Here is a 19,799-nt window from a genome sequence, read left to right on the forward strand (position 1 = left end):
GTCGCACCGCCGCCGGGAACGGCGTCGCAGCGCTCAGCCGGGCATTAAAACCGCAGAGGATTAGCCAATCTGCCCGTTGCCGAGGTGTTTAACGCGACGCTTCACCTCTTCCTGCTTGCCGGCGTTGAACGGACGGGCGTCCGGGCTGCCGAGATAGCCGCAGACCCGTCGGGTCACCGATACCCGGGCGGCATCGTGGTTGCCACATTTCGGGCAGGTAAAGCCTTTACTGGTACATTCAAACTCGCCGGTAAAACCGCACTCATAGCACTCATCGATCGGCGTGTTGGTTCCGTAATAGGGGACGTGCTGGTAGCTGTAATCCCAGACATCTTCCAGCGCTCTCAGATTGTGCTGGATATTTGGGTATTCGCCGTAGCAAATGAAGCCCCCGTTCGCCAGCGGTGGATACGGCGCTTCGAAGTCGATCTTGTCGTACGGATTAACCTTTTTCTCTACATCGAGGTGGAAACTGTTGGTGTAGTAGCCCTTATCGGTTACACCCTCAATGATGCCAAATTCGGCGGTATCAAGACGACAGAAGCGGTCGCAGAGGTTTTCGCTCGGTGTGCTGTACAGGCTGAAGCCGTAGCCGGTCTCTTCTTTCCAGCGGTCGACGGCGTCACGCAGGCGCTGGACGATGGCGATGCCTTTTTCACGCAGCGCATCGCTGTCGTACATGTGCTGGTTGCCGGAGAGCGCGTTGATGGTTTCGTGGATACCGATATAGCCCAGAGAAATGGAGGCGCGACCGTTTTTAAAGATCTCCGACACCTCGTCATCGGCCTTCAGGCGTACGCCGCAGGCGCCTTCCATGTACAGGATCGGCGCCACGCGCGCTTTCACCCCTTCCAGGCGAGCAATACGCGTCATCAGCGCTTTGTAAGCCAGCTCCAGACGGTTATCCAGCAACTTCCAGAACGTCGCTTCATCCCCTTTGGCTTCCAGCGCAATACGCGGCAGGTTCAGGCTGATCACACCGATATTGTTGCGGCCATCGTGGATCTGCTCGCCGTTTTCTTCATAGACGCCAAGGAAGCTGCGACAGCCCATTGGCGTTTTAAACGAACCAGTGACTTTCACCACCTGATCGTAGTTGAGGATGTCCGGGTACATCCGTTTGCTCGCGCACTCCAGCGCCAGTTGCTTGATGTCGTAGTTCGCGTCGCCGAACTTGTGGTTCAGACCGTCGCGAATGGCGAACACCAGTTTCGGGAATACCGCAGTTTTGCGGTTTTTGCCCAGGCCGGCGATGCGGTTATGCAGAATAGACTGCTGAATCAGGCGGGATTCCCACTGGGTGCCGAGACCAAAGCCAAAGGTGACGAAGGGCGTCTGCCCATTGGCGGTATGCAGAGTATTGACTTCATATTCCAGTGACTGGAAGGCGTCGTAGCACTCTTTCTCGGTGCGTGAGCGGGCATAGCCTTCCGCATCAGGGATCTGCCACTCTTCGGCGATTTTACGGTGCTTTTTGAAGCTTTCTTTGACGAACGGCGCCAGCACTTCATCGATGCGGTTAATCGTGGTGCCGCCATAAATATGACTGGCTACCTGGGCGATAATCTGCGCCGTCACCGCCGTGGCGGTGGAGATCGATTTCGGTGGTTCAATCTCCGCGTTGCCCATTTTAAAGCCATGCGTCAGCATGCCTTTCAGATCGATCAGCATGCAGTTGAACATCGGGAAGAACGGCGAATAGTCGAGATCGTGGTAGTGAATCTCACCGCGTTCGTGGGCAAGCACCACATCGCGGGGCAGCAGATGCTGACGGGCATAGTGTTTGGCGACGATCCCGGCCAGCAGGTCACGCTGAGTCGGGATGACTTTACTGTCTTTGTTGGCATTTTCGTTGAGCAGGGACGAGTTGGTTTGTTCAACCAGACCGCGAATTTCCTGATTCAGGCGGCCGCGTTTTTCGCGCTCGATATCGCGGTCATGGCGATACTCGATATAGGCCCGGGCCAGCTGTTTCCACGGTCCTGACATCAGCTGGTTCTCGACGGCGGTCTGAATCTCGTTGATATCAACCTGGCTACGGTCCTGCATCTGCTGGCTAACGACTTCTGCGACGGTGGCGCAATAGTCTGCGTCATCGACTCCCGCTGCTTTAGCTGCACGCAGAATTGCTTCTTTAATGCGCTCAGATTTGAACGGCACTTTACAGCCATCACGTTTCATCACATGCGGTGTCATGATCACTCCATACTTTAATAAAACAGGTTATCCACAGAGGCGGAAATATCGCCGGCGTCGCGGGGGCTATACCTGCCGCCGTTTTACACCGGTTCCGGCCGTTTTTATCCACATCCCACCACCGCCACAGAACGATGGGATGTGCTGACATAATAGACGATTAATACAATATGTAGGGCCGGGGTGCATTCTAAGTTCTATATGTAGTGATTTGCATCAAAGATGTTTGCGATTTTATTGACGCAGAACAAAGTAAAAAGACGAGAGTACGGATGGTGGGCGCTGGGACCTATGTAAATTTATCTGACTATAAAATAAGCAAAAATTTGCCTGAATGGGGGATGTATTCAGGGCAGAAATACCGTACATCAGGTCATCAGGGTATTGTTGAACCGATCGACCAACTGCGGGCTACCGGCTCGCCGAAGTTTGCGAACCTGTAGCCCGTTAAGCGGAACGCTCCGGGGCCTATTCCTGCAGCCACCATACCGCTTCAAACGGCCGCAGGGTCATGGCGGCAGGGCGATTCGCCGCTTCCGCGTAATTGCTTATTAATACCTGCCAGTCACCGTCCATCTCCTCCGGCTGCCAGCTCTGGAACTCGCGGCTCAGGTTCGCCGCGACGACCAGCGTTTTCCCTTGCCACTGGCGGCGATAACACCACAACGACAGATGCTCAGGCAGCAGATCCTGATAGTCGCCCCAGGTCAGCACCGGCGTGGTTTTACGCAGTGCAATCAGTTGCTGATAGGTATAAAAGACCGAATCTGTATCCGCCAGCGCCGCCTCGACGTTGATCGTCTGATAGTTATCGCACAGCGCAATCCACGGTTCACCGGCGGTAAATCCGCCCTGGTCGCGAGCGTCCCACTGCATCGGCGTGCGGCTATTATCGCGCGATTTACTCGCCAGAATCGCCAGCAGCTCATCGGGTGCCTGTCCCTGCACCGAGCGCTCAATAAACATGTTATGACTCTCTACATCGCGATAATCGTCGATCTGTGAGAAGTGCGGATTGGTCATGCCAATCTCTTCGCCCTGATAAATGTAGGGGGTGCCCTGCATGCCGTGCAGGACCATCGCCAGCATTTTCGCCGCCGCTACCCGGTATTCCCCTTCATCGCCAAAACGCGACACGATGCGCGGCTGATCGTGGTTACACCAGAACAGCGCATTCCACGCCCGATTGTGCATGCCCTGCTGCCAGTGGGTGAACAGCGCTTTCAGCGCCACGTAGTCCGGGCGCGCGAGGGTCCATTTTTCGCCGCCGGGATAGTCCACCTTCAGATGGTGGAAGTTAAAGGTCATCGACAGCTCGCGGCCGTCCTGTGCGGCATATTGCTGGCAATGTTCCAGCGAGGTGGAGGACATCTCGCCGACCGTCATCAGATTACGCGGCATGAAGACGTCGCGGCTCATCTCCTGCAGGAATTCGTGGACCCGCGGACCGTCGGTATAAAAACGGCGGCCATCACCCTGGGTATCCGACGGGAAGGTTTGATCTTTCGAAATCAGGTTGACCACATCGAGGCGCAGGCCATCGACACCGCGGTTGGCCCAGAACTCGCACACCTTTTTGAGTTCCGCACGGACCGCCGGGTTTTCCCAGTTGAGATCCGCCTGCTCGGCGGCGAACAGATGCAGGTAGTACTGCCCGCTCTCCGCGTGCCACTGCCAGGCGTTACCGCCAAACTTCGAGCGCCAGTTATTGGGCGGCGTCGTCGGGTCGCCATCGCGCCAAATATAAAACTGGCGATACGGACTCGCTTTATTCAACGACTCGTGGAACCAGGCGTGGGCGGTAGAGGTATGGTTGAAAACCATATCCAGCACGATGCGGATCCCACGGGCTTTCGCCTGGGCGACCAGGTCGTCGAAATCATCCAGCGTACCGTAATTGGGGTCGATGGCGGTATAGTTCGCGACATCGTAGCCGTTATCGACCTGCGGAGAGACGTAAAAAGGCGTCAGCCAGATGGCATCCACGCCGAGTTTTTGCAGATAGTCGAGGCGCGAGGTGACCCCACGCAGATCGCCGGTGCCGCTGCCGGTCGTGTCCTGGAAACTCTTCGGATAAATTTGATAAATAACGCCGTTTTGCCACCAGTGGGGGAGGGTATTCATATCGCTTTCCTGCTACAACGAAGGGGCGCTATCGCGCCCCGGAAGAAAAATCAGACAATCTGTAACGTGCCCTGACGGAACTTACGCTGATAGACGACGGTGGTGAGCACAATCGGCACCACTACCGCGATGACCATCGCTAAACCGAATACCTGCCAGTACGTTGGCTGGATGGAGAGGATACCCGGCAGCCCGCCGACACCGATCCCGTTCGCCATGACGCCGTTCAGGCCGCACAGCAACCCGGCCAGACCGGAGCCGATCATCGCGCAGAGCATCGGGAAGCGGTATTTCAGGTTGATCCCGTACATCGCCGGTTCGGTGACCCCGAGGTAGGCCGAGATAGCGGCTGGGACGGAGATCTCGCGCTCGTTCTGTTTGCGGCTGGCGATAATAATGCCGACCACTGCCGACGCCTGTGCGATGTTGGACAGCGCAATCAGCGGCCATACCGGTGTACCGCCCATGCTTTGAATCATCTGCATATCGATAGCCAGCGTGGTCTGATGGACCCCGGTAATGACCAGTGGCGCATAGAGGAAGCCGAACAGCGCGGCGCCAATCGGCGCGAAGCTGCCGGTCATCAGGTGGCGCACGGCAAAGGCGACGCCGTCGCCGATCATGCGGCCAAACGGACCGATAAAGGCGTGGGCGAGGAACACCGCCAGAATCAGCGAGCAGACCGGCACCACCACCAGATACAGATAATCAGGGACAATGCGTTTCAGGCGCGTTTCGATCAAGCCGAGCGCCAGACCTGCCAGCAGTGCCGGGATGACCTGCGCCTGATAGCCGACCTTGGCAATCGTAAACAGGCCGAAGTTCCATACTTCCGGTACCTGCTGGCCCAGCATATAGGCGTTCATCAACTGCGGAGAGACCAGCGTGACGCCGAGAACGATGCCGAGGATCGGCGTGCCACCCATTTTCTTCACCGCTGACCAGCAGATACCGACCGGGAGATAGAAGAAGATGGCTTCGCCAATGAGCCACAGGAAATCATAAATGGTTTTCAGCGACGGGTGCATTTGCGCCAGCGTCTGTCCGTTGCTCATCGGCAGATCGCCAATCACATTACGGAAACCGAGGATCAGGCCGCCGCTGATCAGTGCCGGCAACAGCGGGAAGAAGATCTCGGCAAAGTGCGAAATCAACTGCTCGTGCCACTTCATGTTCTGCCGCGCAGCCTGTTTTGCCTGCTCTTTATCGGCAGACGCTTTGCCGGTGGTGGCCAGCAGGGCTTTGTAGTAATCGCCGACTTCGGTGCCGATCACCACCTGGAACTGCCCGGCGTTGGTAAAGCAGCCTTTCACCATGCGCAACTGCTCAATTGCTTTCGGTTGGGCGATGGCCGGGTTATTCAGCACAAAGCGCAGACGGGTAATACAGTGACTGACGGTGGCAATGTTATCGCGCCCGCCTACCAGTTCGATTAATTTATCGATGTCCTGCTGATTTACTTTGCTCATTATGAGGCCTCAAAACAGAGGGAAGAGATTGCGTAATGACCTGAGACGAATCCTACCCGCTCCGTTCGACTTTCAAAATGGGAACGTTCCCGAAACGCAGCGACGATCACATAAATCCAACAAACGGGCTTAAATCAGCGCGGCGGGAATGACGATTTGACGAGGTTCAGCCTGGCCGCCAATCTGAGCGATCAACTGTTGGGCCGCCTGGCGACCGGCCTCGGCGTAACCAGGATTCACGGTGAGAATTTCCGGATGGAGGAATGTCATCAGCGGCGTACTGCCGACGCTGGCGACCTGCAGATGTCCAATATGTTGCTCTTGCAAATACTTACTGGCGCCAAGGGCGAGGGTATCGGTCGCGCACACCAGCGCGCTGGTATCGGGGGTCAGAACGCTGGCGGCATTTTCATACCCCTGTTTCATGGCCAGGCCTGGCAGGGCGGCAGACGGAGTCAACTGATGCTGCTCGCAAAAATGGAGGTAGGCCTGATGGCGGCGCTGCCCGGTGGTGACGTCGCTATGCGGTACCCCGAGGAAGCTGATATGCCGATGGCCGCCATCGTACAGGCGCTGCATCAGCATGTTCACCGCGCCGTTGTCGTCGTAGCAGACGGAGGCGAAACCCGGCGCATCGCGGGCCAGCAGCACCATCGATTCTCGCCACGGCGTCAGCATCTCTTCGGTAATGCCGGTGAAGCCGAACAGCACCACGCCGTCGATATGGCGGCGGGCGAGGATCCCCAGGTGCTCGTTGACCAGCGCGGGAGAGAACTGGCTTTCCATCATAATCGGATCGTAGCCTTGCTCGTAAAAGGCGGGCAGCATCGTCTGTACAGCAAGGTTTTCCGACAGTGAGTCAAGACGGGTGACGATAATGGCGACCACTTTGTCGCTTTGACCACGCATCGCCCGCGCTGAACGGGAGGGCGAGAAGCCGTGCTGCTGCATCACCGCCTCGACCCGTTCACGGGTGCGCTCATTGACGCCGCTTTCGTTATTGAGCACGCGGGATACCGTCGATTTCCCGACGCCGCTTAAGCGCGCGATATCTTTGATGGTCAGCCGGTTTTGCATGCAGAGGTCTCGTCGTGGTCCGATAGAAGTGAGCCTAATGCTACTCAACCAAACCACAATGAGCAAAGTCTGGTTTACGTCTTGTTTAATTACGCGGGTTTATCATTAAGACAGTGGCTATAAATTGCCTGTTGCTCGCGGTACTCTCGCGCCGCTTTCACTCACTTACCGGAGATTATATGGACCCCGATCCCACTCCTCATCCTCGATGGAGTTATATCTTTTTCCGGTAAGTCTGCTTAGCACTGCTTTACCGGAAGCGTAAAGCAGTGACGTCCTTGATGTCCCTGCCATAAAAAAATAATACCTGACAGGTAATATTCTCGTACCTGTCTGTTTTGCCGCGTTCGTCTGTGCGAGCGTGGAGGGACTGTTTATGTTGAAAAATATCACCCGGCAGCTGTTTACACAGCTCAGCCGCCATTTGCCGCGCCGACTGGTTCAGCGCGATCCGCTGCCTGATGCTCGCAATCTGGCCACTGCGCCGATTCCGGATTCGCTGGGTAAGCACTGCCTGAACGTGGCGGCGATGGACGAAAATGAAATCTGGCGCGCCTTCGAAAGCCACCCGGAAGGGCTTAACGACGCCGACGTTGCGAAGAAAATTGCGCGCTACGGTGATAACCAAATTCCGGCGCAAAAACCGGCGCCGTGGTGGGTGCACCTCTGGACCTGTTACCGCAACCCGTTCAACCTGCTGCTGACCGTACTGGGTATCGTCTCGTATGCGACGGAAGACCTGTTTGCCGCAGGAGTGATTGCGCTGATGGTGGGGATCTCCACGCTGCTCAATTTCATTCAGGAAGCGCGCTCAACCAAAGCGGCGGATGCGCTGAAGGCGATGGTCAGCAACACCGCGACGGTGCTGCGGGTGGTCAACGAACAGGGTGAAAGCCGCTGGTGCGAACTGCCAATTGACCGCCTGGTGCCAGGCGATATTGTGAAGCTGTCGGCCGGGGATATGATTCCGGCGGACTTACGTATTCTCCAGGCGCGAGATCTGTTCGTGGCACAGGCGTCGCTAACCGGTGAATCGCTACCGGTGGAAAAAGTGGTGCGCAGCCGTGATCCGCAGCAGAGCAACCCGCTTGAGTGCGACACCCTGTGCTTTATGGGCACGAACGTGGTGAGCGGGTCGGCGCAGGCGATAGTCTTCGCCACCGGCGGTAACACCTGGTTTGGTCAGCTGGCCGGGCGGGTTAGCGAACAGGAGAGCGAACCCAATGCGTTCCAGAAAGGTATCAGCCGCGTCAGCATGCTGCTGATCCGCTTTATGCTGGTGATGGCGCCGGTGGTGCTGCTGATTAACGGTTACACCAAAGGCGACTGGTGGGAAGCGGCGCTGTTTGCCCTTTCGGTGGCGGTGGGTCTGACGCCGGAAATGTTGCCGATGATTGTCACCTCAACCCTGGCGCGCGGAGCGGTAAAGCTGTCGAAACAGAAAGTCATCGTGAAGCACCTCGACGCGATTCAGAACTTTGGCGCGATGGACATCCTGTGCACGGATAAAACCGGCACCCTGACTCAAGATAAAATCGTACTGGAAAACCATACGGATATTTCCGGTAAGGTCAGTGAGCGCGTTCTGCATTGCGCATGGCTGAACAGCCATTATCAGACCGGCCTGAAAAACCTGCTTGATAAGGCGGTGCTGGAAGGGGTGGATCTGGAGGCGGCGCGCCAGCTTTCTGAACACTGGCAGAAAATCGATGAGATTCCGTTCGACTTCGAACGTCGCCGTATGTCGGTGGTAGTGAGTGAACAAGATGGCGTGCATCAGCTGATCTGCAAAGGGGCGCTGCAGGAGATCCTGAACGTCTCGACCCAGGTGCGCCACAACGGTGAAATCGTGCCGCTGGACGAGACCATGCTGCGCCGTATCAAACGCGTCACTGATACCCTGAATCGCCAGGGGCTGCGCGTAGTGGCGGTGGCGACCAAATATCTGCCCGCGCGGGAAGGCGACTATCAACGTATTGACGAGTCCGATCTGATTCTCGAAGGCTACATCGCCTTTCTTGATCCGCCGAAAGAGACCACCGCTCCGGCGTTGAAAGCGCTGAAAGCCAGCGGGATTACCGTCAAAATTCTCACCGGCGATAGTGAGCTGGTGGCGGCGAAAGTGTGCCATGAAGTGGGTCTGGACGCCGGCGAGGTGGTCACCGGTAGCCAGATTGAAGGTATGAGCGATGACGAACTGGCGGCGCTGGCTAAACGTACGATCCTGTTTGCACGTCTTGCGCCGTTACATAAAGAGCGCATCGTCACGCTGCTCAAGCGCGAAGGTCATGTGGTCGGTTTTATGGGCGATGGCATCAACGATGCTCCGGCGCTGCGCGCAGCGGATATCGGTATCTCCGTGGATGGCGCGGTAGATATTGCGCGTGAGGCCGCGGATATCATTCTGCTGGAAAAAAGCCTGATGGTGCTGGAAGAGGGGGTGATTGAAGGCCGCCGCACTTTCGCCAACATGCTGAAGTACATCAAAATGACCGCCAGTTCGAACTTTGGTAACGTCTTCAGCGTCCTGGTGGCGAGCGCCTTTCTGCCGTTCCTGCCGATGCTGCCGCTGCACTTACTGATTCAGAACCTGCTGTACGATGTCTCCCAGGTGGCGATCCCGTTTGATAACGTCGATGACGAGCAGATTCAAAAACCGCAGCGCTGGAACCCCTCGGAACTGGGACGCTTTATGGTCTTCTTTGGCCCGCTAAGCTCGATTTTTGATATCCTGACCTTCTGCCTGATGTGGTGGGTGTTCCATGCCAACGTCCCGGAAGCCCAGACGCTGTTCCAGTCGGGCTGGTTTATTGAAGGGTTGCTGTCGCAAACGCTGATTGTGCATATGATCCGTACGCGGCGGATTCCGTTTGTGCAGAGCCGCGCCGCGTGGCCGCTGTTTGCCATGACGCTGGTGGTGATGCTGGTGGGTATCGCTCTACCGTTCTCGCCGCTGGCGAGCTATCTGCAGCTGCAGGCCCTGCCGCTGAGTTACTTCCCGTGGCTGATTGCCATTCTGGCAGGCTACATGACGCTGACGCAGATGGTAAAAGGCTTCTACAGCCGTCGTTACGGCTGGCAATAACCCGTCTTTGTGCCGACCGTTCTCCCTCGAGGGAGAACGGTTTTTTTGGCCTTTCTCTTAAATCTCAGAAAGTTGTGAACCCCGTCATCCCCTTTGCTTGACGCTCTTTGGCGCGCATGTTAACCCAATGTTTTGCTTTTTTTGGCCCGTCATCAAAAGGAAAACTCATGCTTAATTCTGTGCGTTATGGCCTGCTGAGCAGCGGATTATTATTTGGTGCGATGGCACAGGCTGCTCCGGCGGGCGATCTGCCGCTGATGCCGTGGCCGGCTCATGTCGAACGCCCGCAGTCGCCGGGCGAGCTGGTGTTAAATAACCAGCTGACGCTGAATGTGAGTGGCGACGTACCCAGCGACGCCGTAGGCCGCTGGCGCGAGCGTATTGCCCGCCAGACCGGCTGGACGCTACAACCGCAAATGGCGCTGACTAACATGCCGACGATTAACGTGGTAGTGGCCAAAAAAGTGCCGGCGATTCCTCACCCTGACAGCGATGAAAGCTACCAGTTGAAGGTGACCGCCGAGGGCGTTACCCTCACTGCGAATACCCGGTTTGGCGCGATGCGCGGGATGGAAACGCTACTCCAGCTGTTGCAGAACGGCGCCGAAAATACGGCGATTCCTTACGTCACGATTGATGATGCGCCGCGCTTCCCGTGGCGTGGGCTGCTGCTGGATTCCGCTCGCCACTTCCTGCCGCTGGATGCGATCAAACGCCAGATTGACGGCATGGCGGCGGCCAAGCTGAACGTCTTCCACTGGCATCTGACCGACGATCAGGGCTGGCGCTTCGCCTCCACGCGTTATCCGAAACTACAACAGAAGGCCAGCGACGGGCTGTTTTATTCGCAGGCGCAGATGAAAGAGGTGGTGCGCTACGCGGCGGACCGCGGCATTCGCGTGGTGCCGGAAATTGATATGCCCGGCCACGCGTCGGCGATTGCGGTGGCCTACCCGGAACTGATGAGCGCCCGGGGGCCCTACGAAATGGAGCGCCATTGGGGAGTGCTGAAACCCGTGCTCGATCCCACCAAAGAGGCCACCTACGCCTTTGCGGAGGCGATGATCGGCGAGCTGGCGGCGATTTTCCCGGACCCATATCTACATATCGGCGGGGATGAAGTTGACGACAGTCAGTGGAAAGCGAACCCGACTATCCAGGCATTTATGCGCGAGAAAGGGCTGGCCGATAGCCACGCGTTGCAGGCGTACTTCAACCGCAGGCTGGAGGCGATCCTCGAAAAATACCACCGGCAGATGGTAGGCTGGGATGAAATTTATCACCCCGACTTGCCGAAAAGCATTCTGATTCAGTCCTGGCAGGGGCAGGATGCGCTGGGCGAGGTGGCAAAACAGGGCTATCGGGGGATCCTTTCCACCGGTTTCTATCTCGACCAGCCGCAGTACACCGTCTACCACTATCGCAATGAAATTGTGCCCCAGGGGCTGAACGGCGTGGAGGCGATCGATGATAACGACAGCGCGCAGAGCTGGAGCTTCTCGATGCCGCGGCTGAAGGGCAGTGCGGTTGAGGGGAGCTTTACACTGGTTAAAGGCGAGGGTGGCTGGCGCGGTTTTATTGATTTCAACGGTAAATCTCGTCGTGCGGTGCAGGATATTGAATGGGGCGGCGACGATCGGCTGACCTTTCGCGTCGACACCTGGATGGGGGAAACCCGGCCGGTGCTGACCGTGAACGACGATAAACTGGGAGGCTATTTTCTGCTGGGCAACACCCGCTATCCTGTCAGCGGTCACAGGCTGGAAGCGACTCCCCAGGGCACACCGCCGGTGGTCCCGGATACGGACCAGCAGAAGAACCTGCTCGGCGGTGAAGCGGCGCTGTGGGCGGAAAATGTGGCGGCGCCGGTGCTGGATATTAAACTCTGGCCGCGGGCCTTTGCGGTGGCGGAGCGGTTATGGTCGGCGCAGGATGTCAACGACAGCGATAACATGTATCAGCGGCTACAGGCAATAGACAGTTGGTCTACAGTGTCGGTTGGCCTGCAGCAACATACCCAGCAACTGGTGCAGTTCACGCGCTTAGCCAATGGCAGCAGCACGCTGCCGCTGCAAATTCTCGCTCAGGCGCTGGAGCCGGCGCACTACCACACCCGCCAGCATCTGAAATTCCAGGCTAATCATTATCATCTGTTTGAGCCGCTGAACCGCCTCGCTGATGCGCTACCGGCGGAAAGTCCCACCATACGCAACCTCGATCGTTGGGCGGCGCGTTTGATCAGTGATGCTGAAGACAGCGAAAGCGCGGATGCGCTGCGCCATATTTTTACCCTTTGGCAAAATAATATCGCCGATGCCCAGGGGCTGACGGAAAACAGCTATCAGCTGGCGGCGATAAAACCGGTGGTGGCGCAGGTGGATAAGCTGGCGACGCTGGGGATACGGTTGACCGATCTGGTGGCGCGTCAGGGAACCCTGGATGATAAAGAGTATGCCTCGGTTCAGGCGCAACTGGACGAAGCGGCGAAAACGCAGGATGAGCTGGTGATTGCGGCGGTATATCCGCTGGAGAAACTACTGCGGGCGACGAAGGTTGAGTAGTGAAACGCCCTCACCCGGCGCAGCGATCAAGGTGCGTGGGTGAGGGGATGCGAGGCTTAGCGACGGATCGCGATCGCTTCGATCTCGATCTTCACATCTTTCGGCAGGCGAGCGACTTCAACACAGGAGCGCGCAGGGAAGGTCGCGTGATGTTCGGTGAAGAACGCTTCATAAGCGGCATTCACGGTGGCGAAGTCGTTCAGATCTTTAACGAACACGGTGGTTTTAACAATATCGCCGACTTTCAGGCCTGCGGCTTCAACGATAGCTTTGACGTTGTCCAGAGACTGACGCGCCTGAGCGGTGACATCTTCCGGCACGCTACCGGTTTTCGGATCGACGGGGATCTGACCGGAAGTGATGATCATGCTGCCCAGATCAACACCCTGAACATACGGGCCGATTGCTGCCGGGGCATTTTCCGTCGCGATAGTTTTAGACATGAGTTCTCCTGAATAACAGCATTATTAAATAGGGACGCAAAATCCTTCGAGTTGCATCGACGCGGCAAGGGGGAAAGCGCCCGCATGGCCGACAAAGAAACAGCTTGAAGGATAGCGCGTATGGAACCCGGCCATTATAGGTAGCCGGGTGGCCAATACCAACCTCAATTAGTTCGCCAGAACCACATAATGCGAAAACTCTTTTTCACAATATTTGCACTTCAGCGCGATATCGTTTTCGCGCTTTTTCACCGCAAAGCTTGAGGAAACCGGCTCGGCATGGCTGATACAGTTGCTGTTCGGGCAGACCAGCACGCTGTTAATCCGTTCCGGCAGATTAGGGCGTGACTTACCAACCACTTCATAATTATCGATGCGGTTGACCGTCGCATGCGGCGCATACAGCGCCAGCTGGTTCACCTGTTCGTCGGTCAGGAAGGTATTCTCGATTTTGACCAGGTCCTTGCGGCCCATTTCACCTGACGGCAGGTTCAGACCGATGGTGATACGCTGATCGGTTTCGGTCAGTTTGAATAATGTCAGCAGCTTAAAGCCCACCTGCGCAGGGATGTGGTCGATGACGGTGCCACGTTTAATGGCTTCTACCTGCAGTTTATTATCGTGTGTCATGGTCGTTTCCCCCTTTACAGAGCCAGCTCGCGATTCAGTACCAGTGCCAGTAACGCCTGGCGTGCGAAGATGCCGTTGCCGGCCTGCTGGAAGTACCAGGCGTGCGGCGTTTTATCGACATCGGTGGTGATTTCATCAATGCGCGGCAGCGGGTGCAGCACTTTCATATTGTGACGGGCGCCTTCGAGGTCGGCGGCGCGCAGGACAAACTGTGCTTTCACATTAGCGTATTCCGACGGGTCAAGGCGCTCTTTCTGCACGCGTGTCATGTACAGAATATCCAGCTCTCCCATCACTTCATCAATGGCGCTGTGCACACTCCAGGCAATCCCTTTCTCATCCAGCATATCGAGGATGTACTGCGGCATCGCCAGCGCATCCGGGGCGATAAAGTAGAAGCGGTTGCCGTTAAATTTCGCCAGCGCCTGGGTCAGCGAATGGACGGTGCGGCCATATTTGAGGTCACCGACCATTGCGACGTTGAGGTTTTCCAGACGGCCCTGAGTTTCCTGGATGGTGAAGAGATCCAGCAGGGTCTGTGTCGGGTGCTGGTTAGCGCCGTCGCCGGCGTTGAGGACCGGGACCCCGCCAGAAAATTCGGTCGCCAGACGCGAAGCCCCTTCCTGCGGGTGGCGCATCACGATGGCATCGACGTAGGTACTGATGACCGAAATGGTGTCGGCCAGGGTTTCCCCTTTTTTGCCCAGCGAAGTGTTGTTGCTGTCGGAAAAGCCCACCACGCTGGCGCCAAGGCGGTGCATCGACGTTTCAAACGACAGACGGGTACGGGTGGAGGCTTCAAAGAAACAGCTGGCGATAACCTTATACTTCAGCAGTTCCGGCTGTGGGTTCGCTTTCAGTTTTGCAGCGGTTGCCAGGACCAGTTCGAGGTCTTCCCGGCTGAGATCGTTTATGGAAATGATATGTTTTTGATATAGCGGGTTAGCCATGTTTATCTCCTGACGCCTGGGCAAAAAAAAAGCCCCTTAAATAAGGGGCTTCGAGAATTCATTGAGCAACGGAAAGAAAAACGCTACGCCAGCGCCTGTGTTCAGACGCGGTAAGACAGAATGTCGTACGCAGTAGACCATGCTTCCTCCCGGCAAATCGACCGGCATTATACGCAGCTCAAATTTCGGATCAAGCGATTAGTACACAAACAAGAAAACGATTGCTTCGATAAGCCTGCGTCAGCGCAAAAAACCGCAAAAAAGATGTGGTATGGCAGTGTGAAGGGGCGTATAAAAACAAAAATGAAAAGCTGTTTTATCTTTGAGGGGTATTATGTTCGTTGGTCACATTCATCATCTGCAGGCCTGGCTACCGGACGCGTTGCGTCAGGCGATTGAACACGTTAATGCGCACGTGAGCGAAGAGACGCTGCCCGGCAAATACGATATTGACGGTAATAACGTGTTTTATATGATTTCGGAAGATACGACCGAACCTCTTGCCGCCCGTCGCGCGGAATACCACACACGCTATCTGGATATCCAGATTGTGCTCCGCGGTCAGGAGGCTATGACCTTCAGCACCCGGCCTGCCGGCGCACCGGACATTGACTGGCTGGCGGACAGAGATATTGCGTTTCTGTCTGCTGGTGAACAGGAGAAAACCGTCGTGCTGAACGAGGGCGATTTTGTGGTCTTTTACCCGGGAGAAGTGCATAAGCCGCTGTGTGCCGTGGGTGAACCGGCCAAAGTGCGTAAGGCGGTAGTGAAGATCCTGATGGCGTAAAAAAATCCCCCGGGCTGCGGCAGGCGCCTTGCCCGGGCTACAGATCCGTGCGGTTTGGGGGCGGGTAGCCCGGATAAGCGCAGCGCAATCCGGGAACAGGCCGCGAGAGAACGACTATTTACTGAGTGTCGCCACCATCACCGCTTTGATGGTATGCATCCGGTTTTCCGCCTGATCGAAGACGATGCTTGCCGGCGACTCGAAGACCTCGTCAGTCACTTCCATGCCGCCATGCAGGCCATATTCCGCCGCCATCTGCTGACCAAGGGTCGTTTGATCGTCATGGAACGCGGGCAGGCAGTGCAGAAACTTCACCTGTGGATTACCGGTCAGCGCCATCATCTCGCTATTCACCTGATAAGCGCGCAGTAACGCAATGCGCTCCGCCCATTTCTCTTTGGCTTCGCCCATCGAGACCCACACGTCGGTGTAGATAAAGTCCGCCCCTTTCACGCCTGCCGCGATATCTTCGGTCAGAGTGATGTTGCCACCGTTTTTCTGTGCCAGCGCCCGGCATTCCGCCACCAGATTCTCTTCGGGCCAACATGCTGTCGGAGCAACCAGGCGCAGATCCAGTCCGGTCAACGCCGCAGCTTCGAGCATCGAGTTGCCCATGTTGTTGCGGGCGTCGCCAACATACACCAAAGTCATTTCGTTAAAGGCTTTCCCCGGCAGATGCTCTTGCATGGTCAATAAATCCGCCAGCAACTGGGTGGGATGAAACTCGTTGGTCAGACCGTTCCACACCGGTACGCCGGCATAGCTGGCAAGTGTCTCGACAATCTCTTGTCCATGGCCGCGATACTGAATGCCGTCATACATCCGGCCCAGCACGCGGGCGGTATCTTTAATTGATTCTTTATGGCCTATCTGGCTGCCGCTTGGCCCGAGATAGGTGACGCGGGCACCCTGATCAAATGCGGCAACTTCGAAAGAGCATCGGGTACGGGTAGAGTCTTTTTCGAAGATGAGCGCGATGTTTTTTCCAGCCAGATGCTGGATTTCAATACCGTTTTTTTTATCGGTTTTCAGTCTGGTCGCCAGCTTCAGCAGGTCGGTGATTTCTGCAGGGGTAAAATCGAGTAACTTCAAAAAATGCTTCTGATAAAACGCGGACATAATTCCCTCACATGGCTTAAGCTCTATATTGAATTAAAATTCAATTTATATGTATGAATATTCATTTGCAACCCCGTTGCACAAATCTTTCTCGCAAAGGTGGAGGCAATCTCGGCGGTATGTGACAATAGATGTATCTGCCGCACATTATGAGGAACGAGCCATGGCAAACCCGGAACTACTGGAAGAACAGCGTGAAGAAACGCGTCTGATTATCGAAGAGCTGCTCGAAGACGGCAGCGATCCGGACGCGCTGTACACGATTGAACACCATCTCTCTGCCGATGACTTCGAAACGCTGGAGAAAGTGGCTGTCGAGGCCTTCAAGCTGGGTTACGAAGTGACCGAGCCGGAAGAGCTGGAAGTGGAAGAAGGTGAAGTGGTTATCTGCTGTGACATCCTGAGTGAAAGTGCCCTGAAGGTAGAGCTGATTGATGACCAGGTTGAGCAACTGATGACTCTGGCGGAAAAATTCGGCGTCGAATATGACGGTTGGGGCACGTACTATGAAGACCCGAACGGCGAAGATGGTGATGAAGATGACGACGATTTCGTCGATGAAGACGATGACGGCGTTCGCCACTAAGTAAATCCGCACGTCATCCTGCAGGCCGCGTCTTTGCTGGCTACACACAGAAACCCCGGTGACATCTTTCTCTATGTTGTCGGGATTTTCGTCTCGTTATACCCTGAACAATAATATTGTGTCTGTTTGGATACGGTAACGGCCAGCAGCCGTTACCGTATAGCAAGGAACTTCAATGGACTACCCGCAAATACTCTCCCCGGTACATGATTTCCTGCACTGCCCAACGCCACAGGCGTGGATTGATGAAGCCCGTAAGCCGGAAAATCTCCCGTTGCTGCTGACCGATCATATGGTCTGTGAGCTAAAAGCGGCACAAAACGCGCTGCTGCTGGTGCGTAAATATGTCGCTGATAAAGAAGGGGCCGACGAGCTGCTGGCCTGCCTGAAGCCGTATGAGGACTTTACCTACCGCTGGGGTCCCGAGCCGGATTTCGTCGCGCTGCATAAACGGATTAATAAAAGCACTATGCCGCAGACCGACGATCCCTGGTGCCGTCAGTTGGTGGACAGCATGGTGCTGCTGATTAAAGAAGAGCTGCACCATTTCTGGCAGGTGCGGGAAATAATGCTGGCCCACGATATCCCGTACGTCAAAATCACCGCCAGTCAGTATGCCCGTGGGTTACGCAGAGAGGTGCGTTCCCACGAACCGGTGATGCTCATCGATAAGCTGATTTGCGGAGCCTATATCGAAGCGCGCTCCTGCGAGCGCTTTGCCGCGCTGGCGCCGTGGCTGAATGACGATCTGCAAAAGTTCTATCTGTCGCTGCTACGCTCCGAAGCGCGGCACTATCAGGACTATCTGGATTTGGCGCAACAGATTGCCGAAGAGGATATCAGTGAACGTATTCACCAGCTTGGCGAGGCGGAGGCGGCGCTGATTAACGCGCCCGAGGCGGAGTTTCGTTTTCACAGCGGCGTGCCCGCCTGAGCGTCAGGCCGCAGCTTCACCGCCGCGGCCTGACGATCCATTACAGATTGGCGTTTTTATCTTTCTCTGCTGTCGCGGCGGCTTTGGGCGCGCCGAGGGTGGTTTTAAACCAGTTCACTACCCGTTCAATAACCGGCTTCTGATACCAGCTGTCATCGCCGTGCTCCGCGCCTTCCAGCAGCACGTAATCGGCCGGATTATCCTCTTTCTTCAGGGCGCGATAGAGCTGTTGACTTTGTACCGGTGAAACCAGGGTGTCGGCGCTGCCGTGCATAATTAAAAATGGCGGCTTTTTACCGCTGATATGGCCCATCGGGCTGGCAGCCAGCGCTTTTTGCGGGTCACTGGTAATCGTCGCTCCCGGCCAGTCGCGAAAGGCGCTACCGTGGACCAGCAGCGCTTCAGTGACTGCAGGTGACTGGTGCACTTTTTGAATCGCCTGCGGAAAACCTTCGCCGATATTCAACAGGTTCGAAATACCGTACAGCGTGGCGGCGGCCTGCACGTCCGATGATTGCGCCAGGTTATCGCCACGATCGAACGTTTTGTCGCCATTGGTGAGCGCCAGCATTTGTGCCATATAGCCGCCAGCGGAATCCCCGAGGACGCCAATACGCGACGGATCTATACCGTACTCCGCGGCATGTTCGCGCAGATAGCGAACGGCGGCTTTACCATCGATAACCGGGGCCGGGAAGGTATCGGGAACCGTACGGTATTCCGCCGCCGCGACGACGAATCCCGCCGACGCCAGCGCCATACGCATCTCGATAAACTTATTCCAGGCCGCGCTGGTGAAACCGCCGCCGGGGAAATAGACGATTGCCGGTTTCAGATCGCCGTTACGCGGCACCAGTAAAGACATATGCAGTTGACGAACGGCGACGGTACTTTTTACCTGGCTATATACGATATCGTTGAGCGCATCGATACGGCCCCGGGTTTTTTCCACACGGATGACCTGAGCGCCTTCGGTATTGCCAGCAATTTCGGCGGCGTTAACGCTGGAAGCCATACCGGCAAGTATCATGCTGCCGGTGAGCAGGAGGGAGAGTTTTTTCATTATGTTCTATCCTGAGCAAGGCCTGCCGCGGCGGCAGGCTAAAAGATCCAATGCTCGAATAGTGTATTAGCGAAAACTTGCGGTGAATAACGCTCTTTTTGCATGAGAATCATGCATTTTTTCGATTAATCCGCGTTGCCGTTTTGCTGGCGCTACAGCACTTTCAGCATCCTGACTTCGCAGTCAACGTGGCCGGTGCAACCCAGCGGCCCGTCGATATGTTCGAAGCCCAGGCGCTCATATAGCCCGACGGCTTCTTTCAGGAAAGCGGTGGTTTCCAGATAGCAGCGTTTGAAACCCTGCTCGCGGGCATAATCTAACGCCAGCAGTGCCAGCTTTTTCGCCAGCCCCTGGCCACGGGCAGAGGTCATAAAGTACATTTTCTGGAGTTCGCAGATATCCGGTTCGCTATGCGCCAGCGGAGCAATGCCGCCGCCGCCGACTACCCGACCATCCTGTTCAACCACCCAATAGGCGGAGCCCGGCTGGCTGTAGAGCTCAAAAAGCTCATCGAGGTTGGGGTCTGCTACGGTGTAGCCCTTATCGGCCGTCAGCCCGTATTCCGCGGAAACCTGGCGGATAACGTTGGCGATAGCAGCATTGTCTTCAGCGGTGATGCGGCGCAGCGACGCCGTAACGGTCGCGATCGTATTCATACGATTACTCATAGCAAAAAATGACGGATGGTGTTGTTAATAACATCGCGAGCGGGGGGAGCGCAAGCGGGTATCGCGGATAAAAACGCCCCTTGCCTGAGCAGGCAAGGGGCGGGAGG

General features: G+C 56.3%; 18 protein-coding genes. 6 read left to right on the forward strand and 12 right to left on the reverse strand.

What is annotated here, in order from left to right; genetic code table 11:
* Positions 1 to 60: 60 nt before the first annotated feature.
* The 4 genes from nrdD to treR form a co-directional block, all read right to left on the reverse strand.
* Positions 61 to 2,196 carry an anaerobic ribonucleoside-triphosphate reductase gene (gene nrdD / locus ACZAHD_RS05385; protein WP_462455861.1) on the reverse strand — a complete coding sequence of 712 codons (2,136 nt, stop codon included), beginning with the start codon at positions 2,194 to 2,196 and terminating at the stop codon, positions 61 to 63.
* Between the two features lie 468 nt (positions 2,197 to 2,664).
* Positions 2,665 to 4,320, reverse strand: a complete 1,656-nt coding sequence (gene treC / locus ACZAHD_RS05390) for an alpha,alpha-phosphotrehalase (RefSeq protein WP_462455862.1) — start codon at positions 4,318 to 4,320, stop codon at positions 2,665 to 2,667.
* A 50-nt stretch (positions 4,321 to 4,370) separates the two neighbouring features.
* Positions 4,371 to 5,789 carry a PTS trehalose transporter subunit IIBC gene (gene treB / locus ACZAHD_RS05395; protein ID WP_462455863.1) on the reverse strand — a complete coding sequence of 473 codons (1,419 nt, stop codon included), beginning with the start codon at positions 5,787 to 5,789 and terminating at the stop codon, positions 4,371 to 4,373.
* Positions 5,790 to 5,918: 129 nt separating this feature from the next.
* A complete protein-coding gene (treR, locus tag ACZAHD_RS05400; RefSeq protein WP_462455864.1) occupies positions 5,919 to 6,866 on the reverse strand; it encodes a trehalose operon repressor TreR in 948 nt (315 codons plus the stop codon).
* Between the two features lie 179 nt (positions 6,867 to 7,045).
* Here treR and mgtL point away from each other — a divergent pair, with 179 nt between their 5' ends.
* The 3 genes from mgtL to ACZAHD_RS05415 all read left to right on the forward strand — a co-directional run bounded on the left by mgtL (position 7,046) and on the right by ACZAHD_RS05415 (position 12,512).
* Positions 7,046 to 7,099, forward strand: coding sequence for a mgtA regulatory leader peptide MgtL (gene mgtL, locus ACZAHD_RS05405; RefSeq protein WP_462455881.1), 54 nt, complete (start codon positions 7,046 to 7,048; stop codon positions 7,097 to 7,099).
* A gap of 143 nt (positions 7,100 to 7,242) precedes the next feature.
* Positions 7,243 to 9,951, forward strand: a complete 2,709-nt coding sequence (mgtA, locus tag ACZAHD_RS05410) for a magnesium-translocating P-type ATPase (protein WP_462455865.1) — start codon at positions 7,243 to 7,245, stop codon at positions 9,949 to 9,951.
* Between the two features lie 167 nt (positions 9,952 to 10,118).
* Positions 10,119 to 12,512, forward strand: coding sequence for a beta-N-acetylhexosaminidase (locus ACZAHD_RS05415; RefSeq protein ID WP_462455866.1), 2,394 nt, complete (start codon positions 10,119 to 10,121; stop codon positions 12,510 to 12,512).
* 56 nt (positions 12,513 to 12,568) lie between these two features.
* Here the strand turns inward: ACZAHD_RS05415 and ridA are convergent, their stop codons facing one another.
* The 5 genes from ridA to ACZAHD_RS05440 form a co-directional block, all read right to left on the reverse strand.
* Positions 12,569 to 12,955, reverse strand: coding sequence for a 2-iminobutanoate/2-iminopropanoate deaminase (gene ridA, locus ACZAHD_RS05420; RefSeq protein WP_462455867.1), 387 nt, complete (start codon positions 12,953 to 12,955; stop codon positions 12,569 to 12,571).
* A gap of 168 nt (positions 12,956 to 13,123) precedes the next feature.
* Positions 13,124 to 13,585 (reverse strand): aspartate carbamoyltransferase regulatory subunit, encoded by a 462-nt coding sequence (pyrI, locus tag ACZAHD_RS05425; RefSeq protein ID WP_462455868.1) that lies wholly within the window; start codon positions 13,583 to 13,585, stop codon positions 13,124 to 13,126.
* A gap of 14 nt (positions 13,586 to 13,599) precedes the next feature.
* On the reverse strand, positions 13,600 to 14,535 hold the full coding sequence (gene pyrB, locus ACZAHD_RS05430) for an aspartate carbamoyltransferase (RefSeq protein WP_462455869.1): 936 nt from the start codon (positions 14,533 to 14,535) through the stop codon (positions 13,600 to 13,602).
* 2 nt (positions 14,536 to 14,537) lie between these two features.
* Entirely contained in the window at positions 14,538 to 14,597 is a 60-nt protein-coding gene (locus ACZAHD_RS05435) for a pyrBI operon leader peptide (protein ID WP_112150686.1), read from the reverse strand.
* A complete protein-coding gene (locus ACZAHD_RS05440; protein ID WP_015585298.1) occupies positions 14,572 to 14,676 on the reverse strand; it encodes a pyrBI operon leader peptide in 105 nt (34 codons plus the stop codon). The genes ACZAHD_RS05435 and ACZAHD_RS05440 overlap by 26 nt, the downstream gene beginning before the upstream one ends.
* A gap of 193 nt (positions 14,677 to 14,869) precedes the next feature.
* On the opposite strand from ACZAHD_RS05440, the gene ACZAHD_RS05445 reads away from it, so the two are divergent.
* A complete protein-coding gene (locus ACZAHD_RS05445) occupies positions 14,870 to 15,322 on the forward strand; it encodes a YhcH/YjgK/YiaL family protein (protein WP_462455870.1) in 453 nt (150 codons plus the stop codon).
* 114 nt (positions 15,323 to 15,436) lie between these two features.
* On the opposite strand, the gene argF is transcribed toward ACZAHD_RS05445, so the two are convergent.
* Positions 15,437 to 16,441, reverse strand: a complete 1,005-nt coding sequence (argF, locus tag ACZAHD_RS05450; RefSeq protein ID WP_462455871.1) for an ornithine carbamoyltransferase — start codon at positions 16,439 to 16,441, stop codon at positions 15,437 to 15,439.
* A 163-nt stretch (positions 16,442 to 16,604) separates the two neighbouring features.
* On the opposite strand from argF, the gene rraB reads away from it, so the two are divergent.
* Positions 16,605 to 17,027 (forward strand): ribonuclease E inhibitor RraB, encoded by a 423-nt coding sequence (rraB, locus tag ACZAHD_RS05455; RefSeq protein WP_462455872.1) that lies wholly within the window; start codon positions 16,605 to 16,607, stop codon positions 17,025 to 17,027.
* 175 nt (positions 17,028 to 17,202) lie between these two features.
* Positions 17,203 to 17,961, forward strand: a complete 759-nt coding sequence (gene miaE, locus ACZAHD_RS05460) for a tRNA isopentenyl-2-thiomethyl-A-37 hydroxylase MiaE (RefSeq protein WP_462455873.1) — start codon at positions 17,203 to 17,205, stop codon at positions 17,959 to 17,961.
* A gap of 40 nt (positions 17,962 to 18,001) precedes the next feature.
* Here the strand turns inward: miaE and ACZAHD_RS05465 are convergent, their stop codons facing one another.
* Complete coding sequence (locus tag ACZAHD_RS05465; RefSeq protein ID WP_462455874.1) at positions 18,002 to 19,024, reverse strand: alpha/beta hydrolase fold domain-containing protein; 1,023 nt, start codon at positions 19,022 to 19,024, stop codon at positions 18,002 to 18,004.
* Between the two features lie 152 nt (positions 19,025 to 19,176).
* Positions 19,177 to 19,680, reverse strand: coding sequence for a GNAT family N-acetyltransferase (locus tag ACZAHD_RS05470; RefSeq protein ID WP_462455875.1), 504 nt, complete (start codon positions 19,678 to 19,680; stop codon positions 19,177 to 19,179).
* Positions 19,681 to 19,799: the final 119 nt, after the last annotated feature.

This window comes from Raoultella sp., assembly GCF_039594335.1.
Lineage (GTDB): Bacteria > Pseudomonadota > Gammaproteobacteria > Enterobacterales > Enterobacteriaceae > Klebsiella.

Excerpts from the sequence above, each read along its gene's own strand:
- nrdD (WP_462455861.1), bottom strand. The coding sequence starts at position 2,196 with ATGACACCGCATGTGATGAAACGTGATGGCTGTAAAGTGCCGTTCAAA.
- treC (WP_462455862.1), bottom strand. The coding sequence starts at position 4,320 with ATGAATACCCTCCCCCACTGGTGGCAAAACGGCGTTATTTATCAAATT.
- treB (WP_462455863.1), bottom strand. The coding sequence starts at position 5,789 with ATGAGCAAAGTAAATCAGCAGGACATCGATAAATTAATCGAACTGGTA.
- treR (WP_462455864.1), bottom strand. The coding sequence starts at position 6,866 with ATGCAAAACCGGCTGACCATCAAAGATATCGCGCGCTTAAGCGGCGTC.
- mgtA (WP_462455865.1), top strand. The coding sequence starts at position 7,243 with ATGTTGAAAAATATCACCCGGCAGCTGTTTACACAGCTCAGCCGCCAT.
- ACZAHD_RS05415 (WP_462455866.1), top strand. The coding sequence starts at position 10,119 with ATGCTTAATTCTGTGCGTTATGGCCTGCTGAGCAGCGGATTATTATTT.
- ridA (WP_462455867.1), bottom strand. The coding sequence starts at position 12,955 with ATGTCTAAAACTATCGCGACGGAAAATGCCCCGGCAGCAATCGGCCCG.
- pyrI (WP_462455868.1), bottom strand. The coding sequence starts at position 13,585 with ATGACACACGATAATAAACTGCAGGTAGAAGCCATTAAACGTGGCACC.
- pyrB (WP_462455869.1), bottom strand. The coding sequence starts at position 14,535 with ATGGCTAACCCGCTATATCAAAAACATATCATTTCCATAAACGATCTC.
- ACZAHD_RS05440 (WP_015585298.1), bottom strand. The coding sequence starts at position 14,676 with ATGGTCTACTGCGTACGACATTCTGTCTTACCGCGTCTGAACACAGGC.
- ACZAHD_RS05445 (WP_462455870.1), top strand. The coding sequence starts at position 14,870 with ATGTTCGTTGGTCACATTCATCATCTGCAGGCCTGGCTACCGGACGCG.
- argF (WP_462455871.1), bottom strand. The coding sequence starts at position 16,441 with ATGTCCGCGTTTTATCAGAAGCATTTTTTGAAGTTACTCGATTTTACC.
- rraB (WP_462455872.1), top strand. The coding sequence starts at position 16,605 with ATGGCAAACCCGGAACTACTGGAAGAACAGCGTGAAGAAACGCGTCTG.
- miaE (WP_462455873.1), top strand. The coding sequence starts at position 17,203 with ATGGACTACCCGCAAATACTCTCCCCGGTACATGATTTCCTGCACTGC.
- ACZAHD_RS05465 (WP_462455874.1), bottom strand. The coding sequence starts at position 19,024 with ATGAAAAAACTCTCCCTCCTGCTCACCGGCAGCATGATACTTGCCGGT.
- ACZAHD_RS05470 (WP_462455875.1), bottom strand. The coding sequence starts at position 19,680 with ATGAATACGATCGCGACCGTTACGGCGTCGCTGCGCCGCATCACCGCT.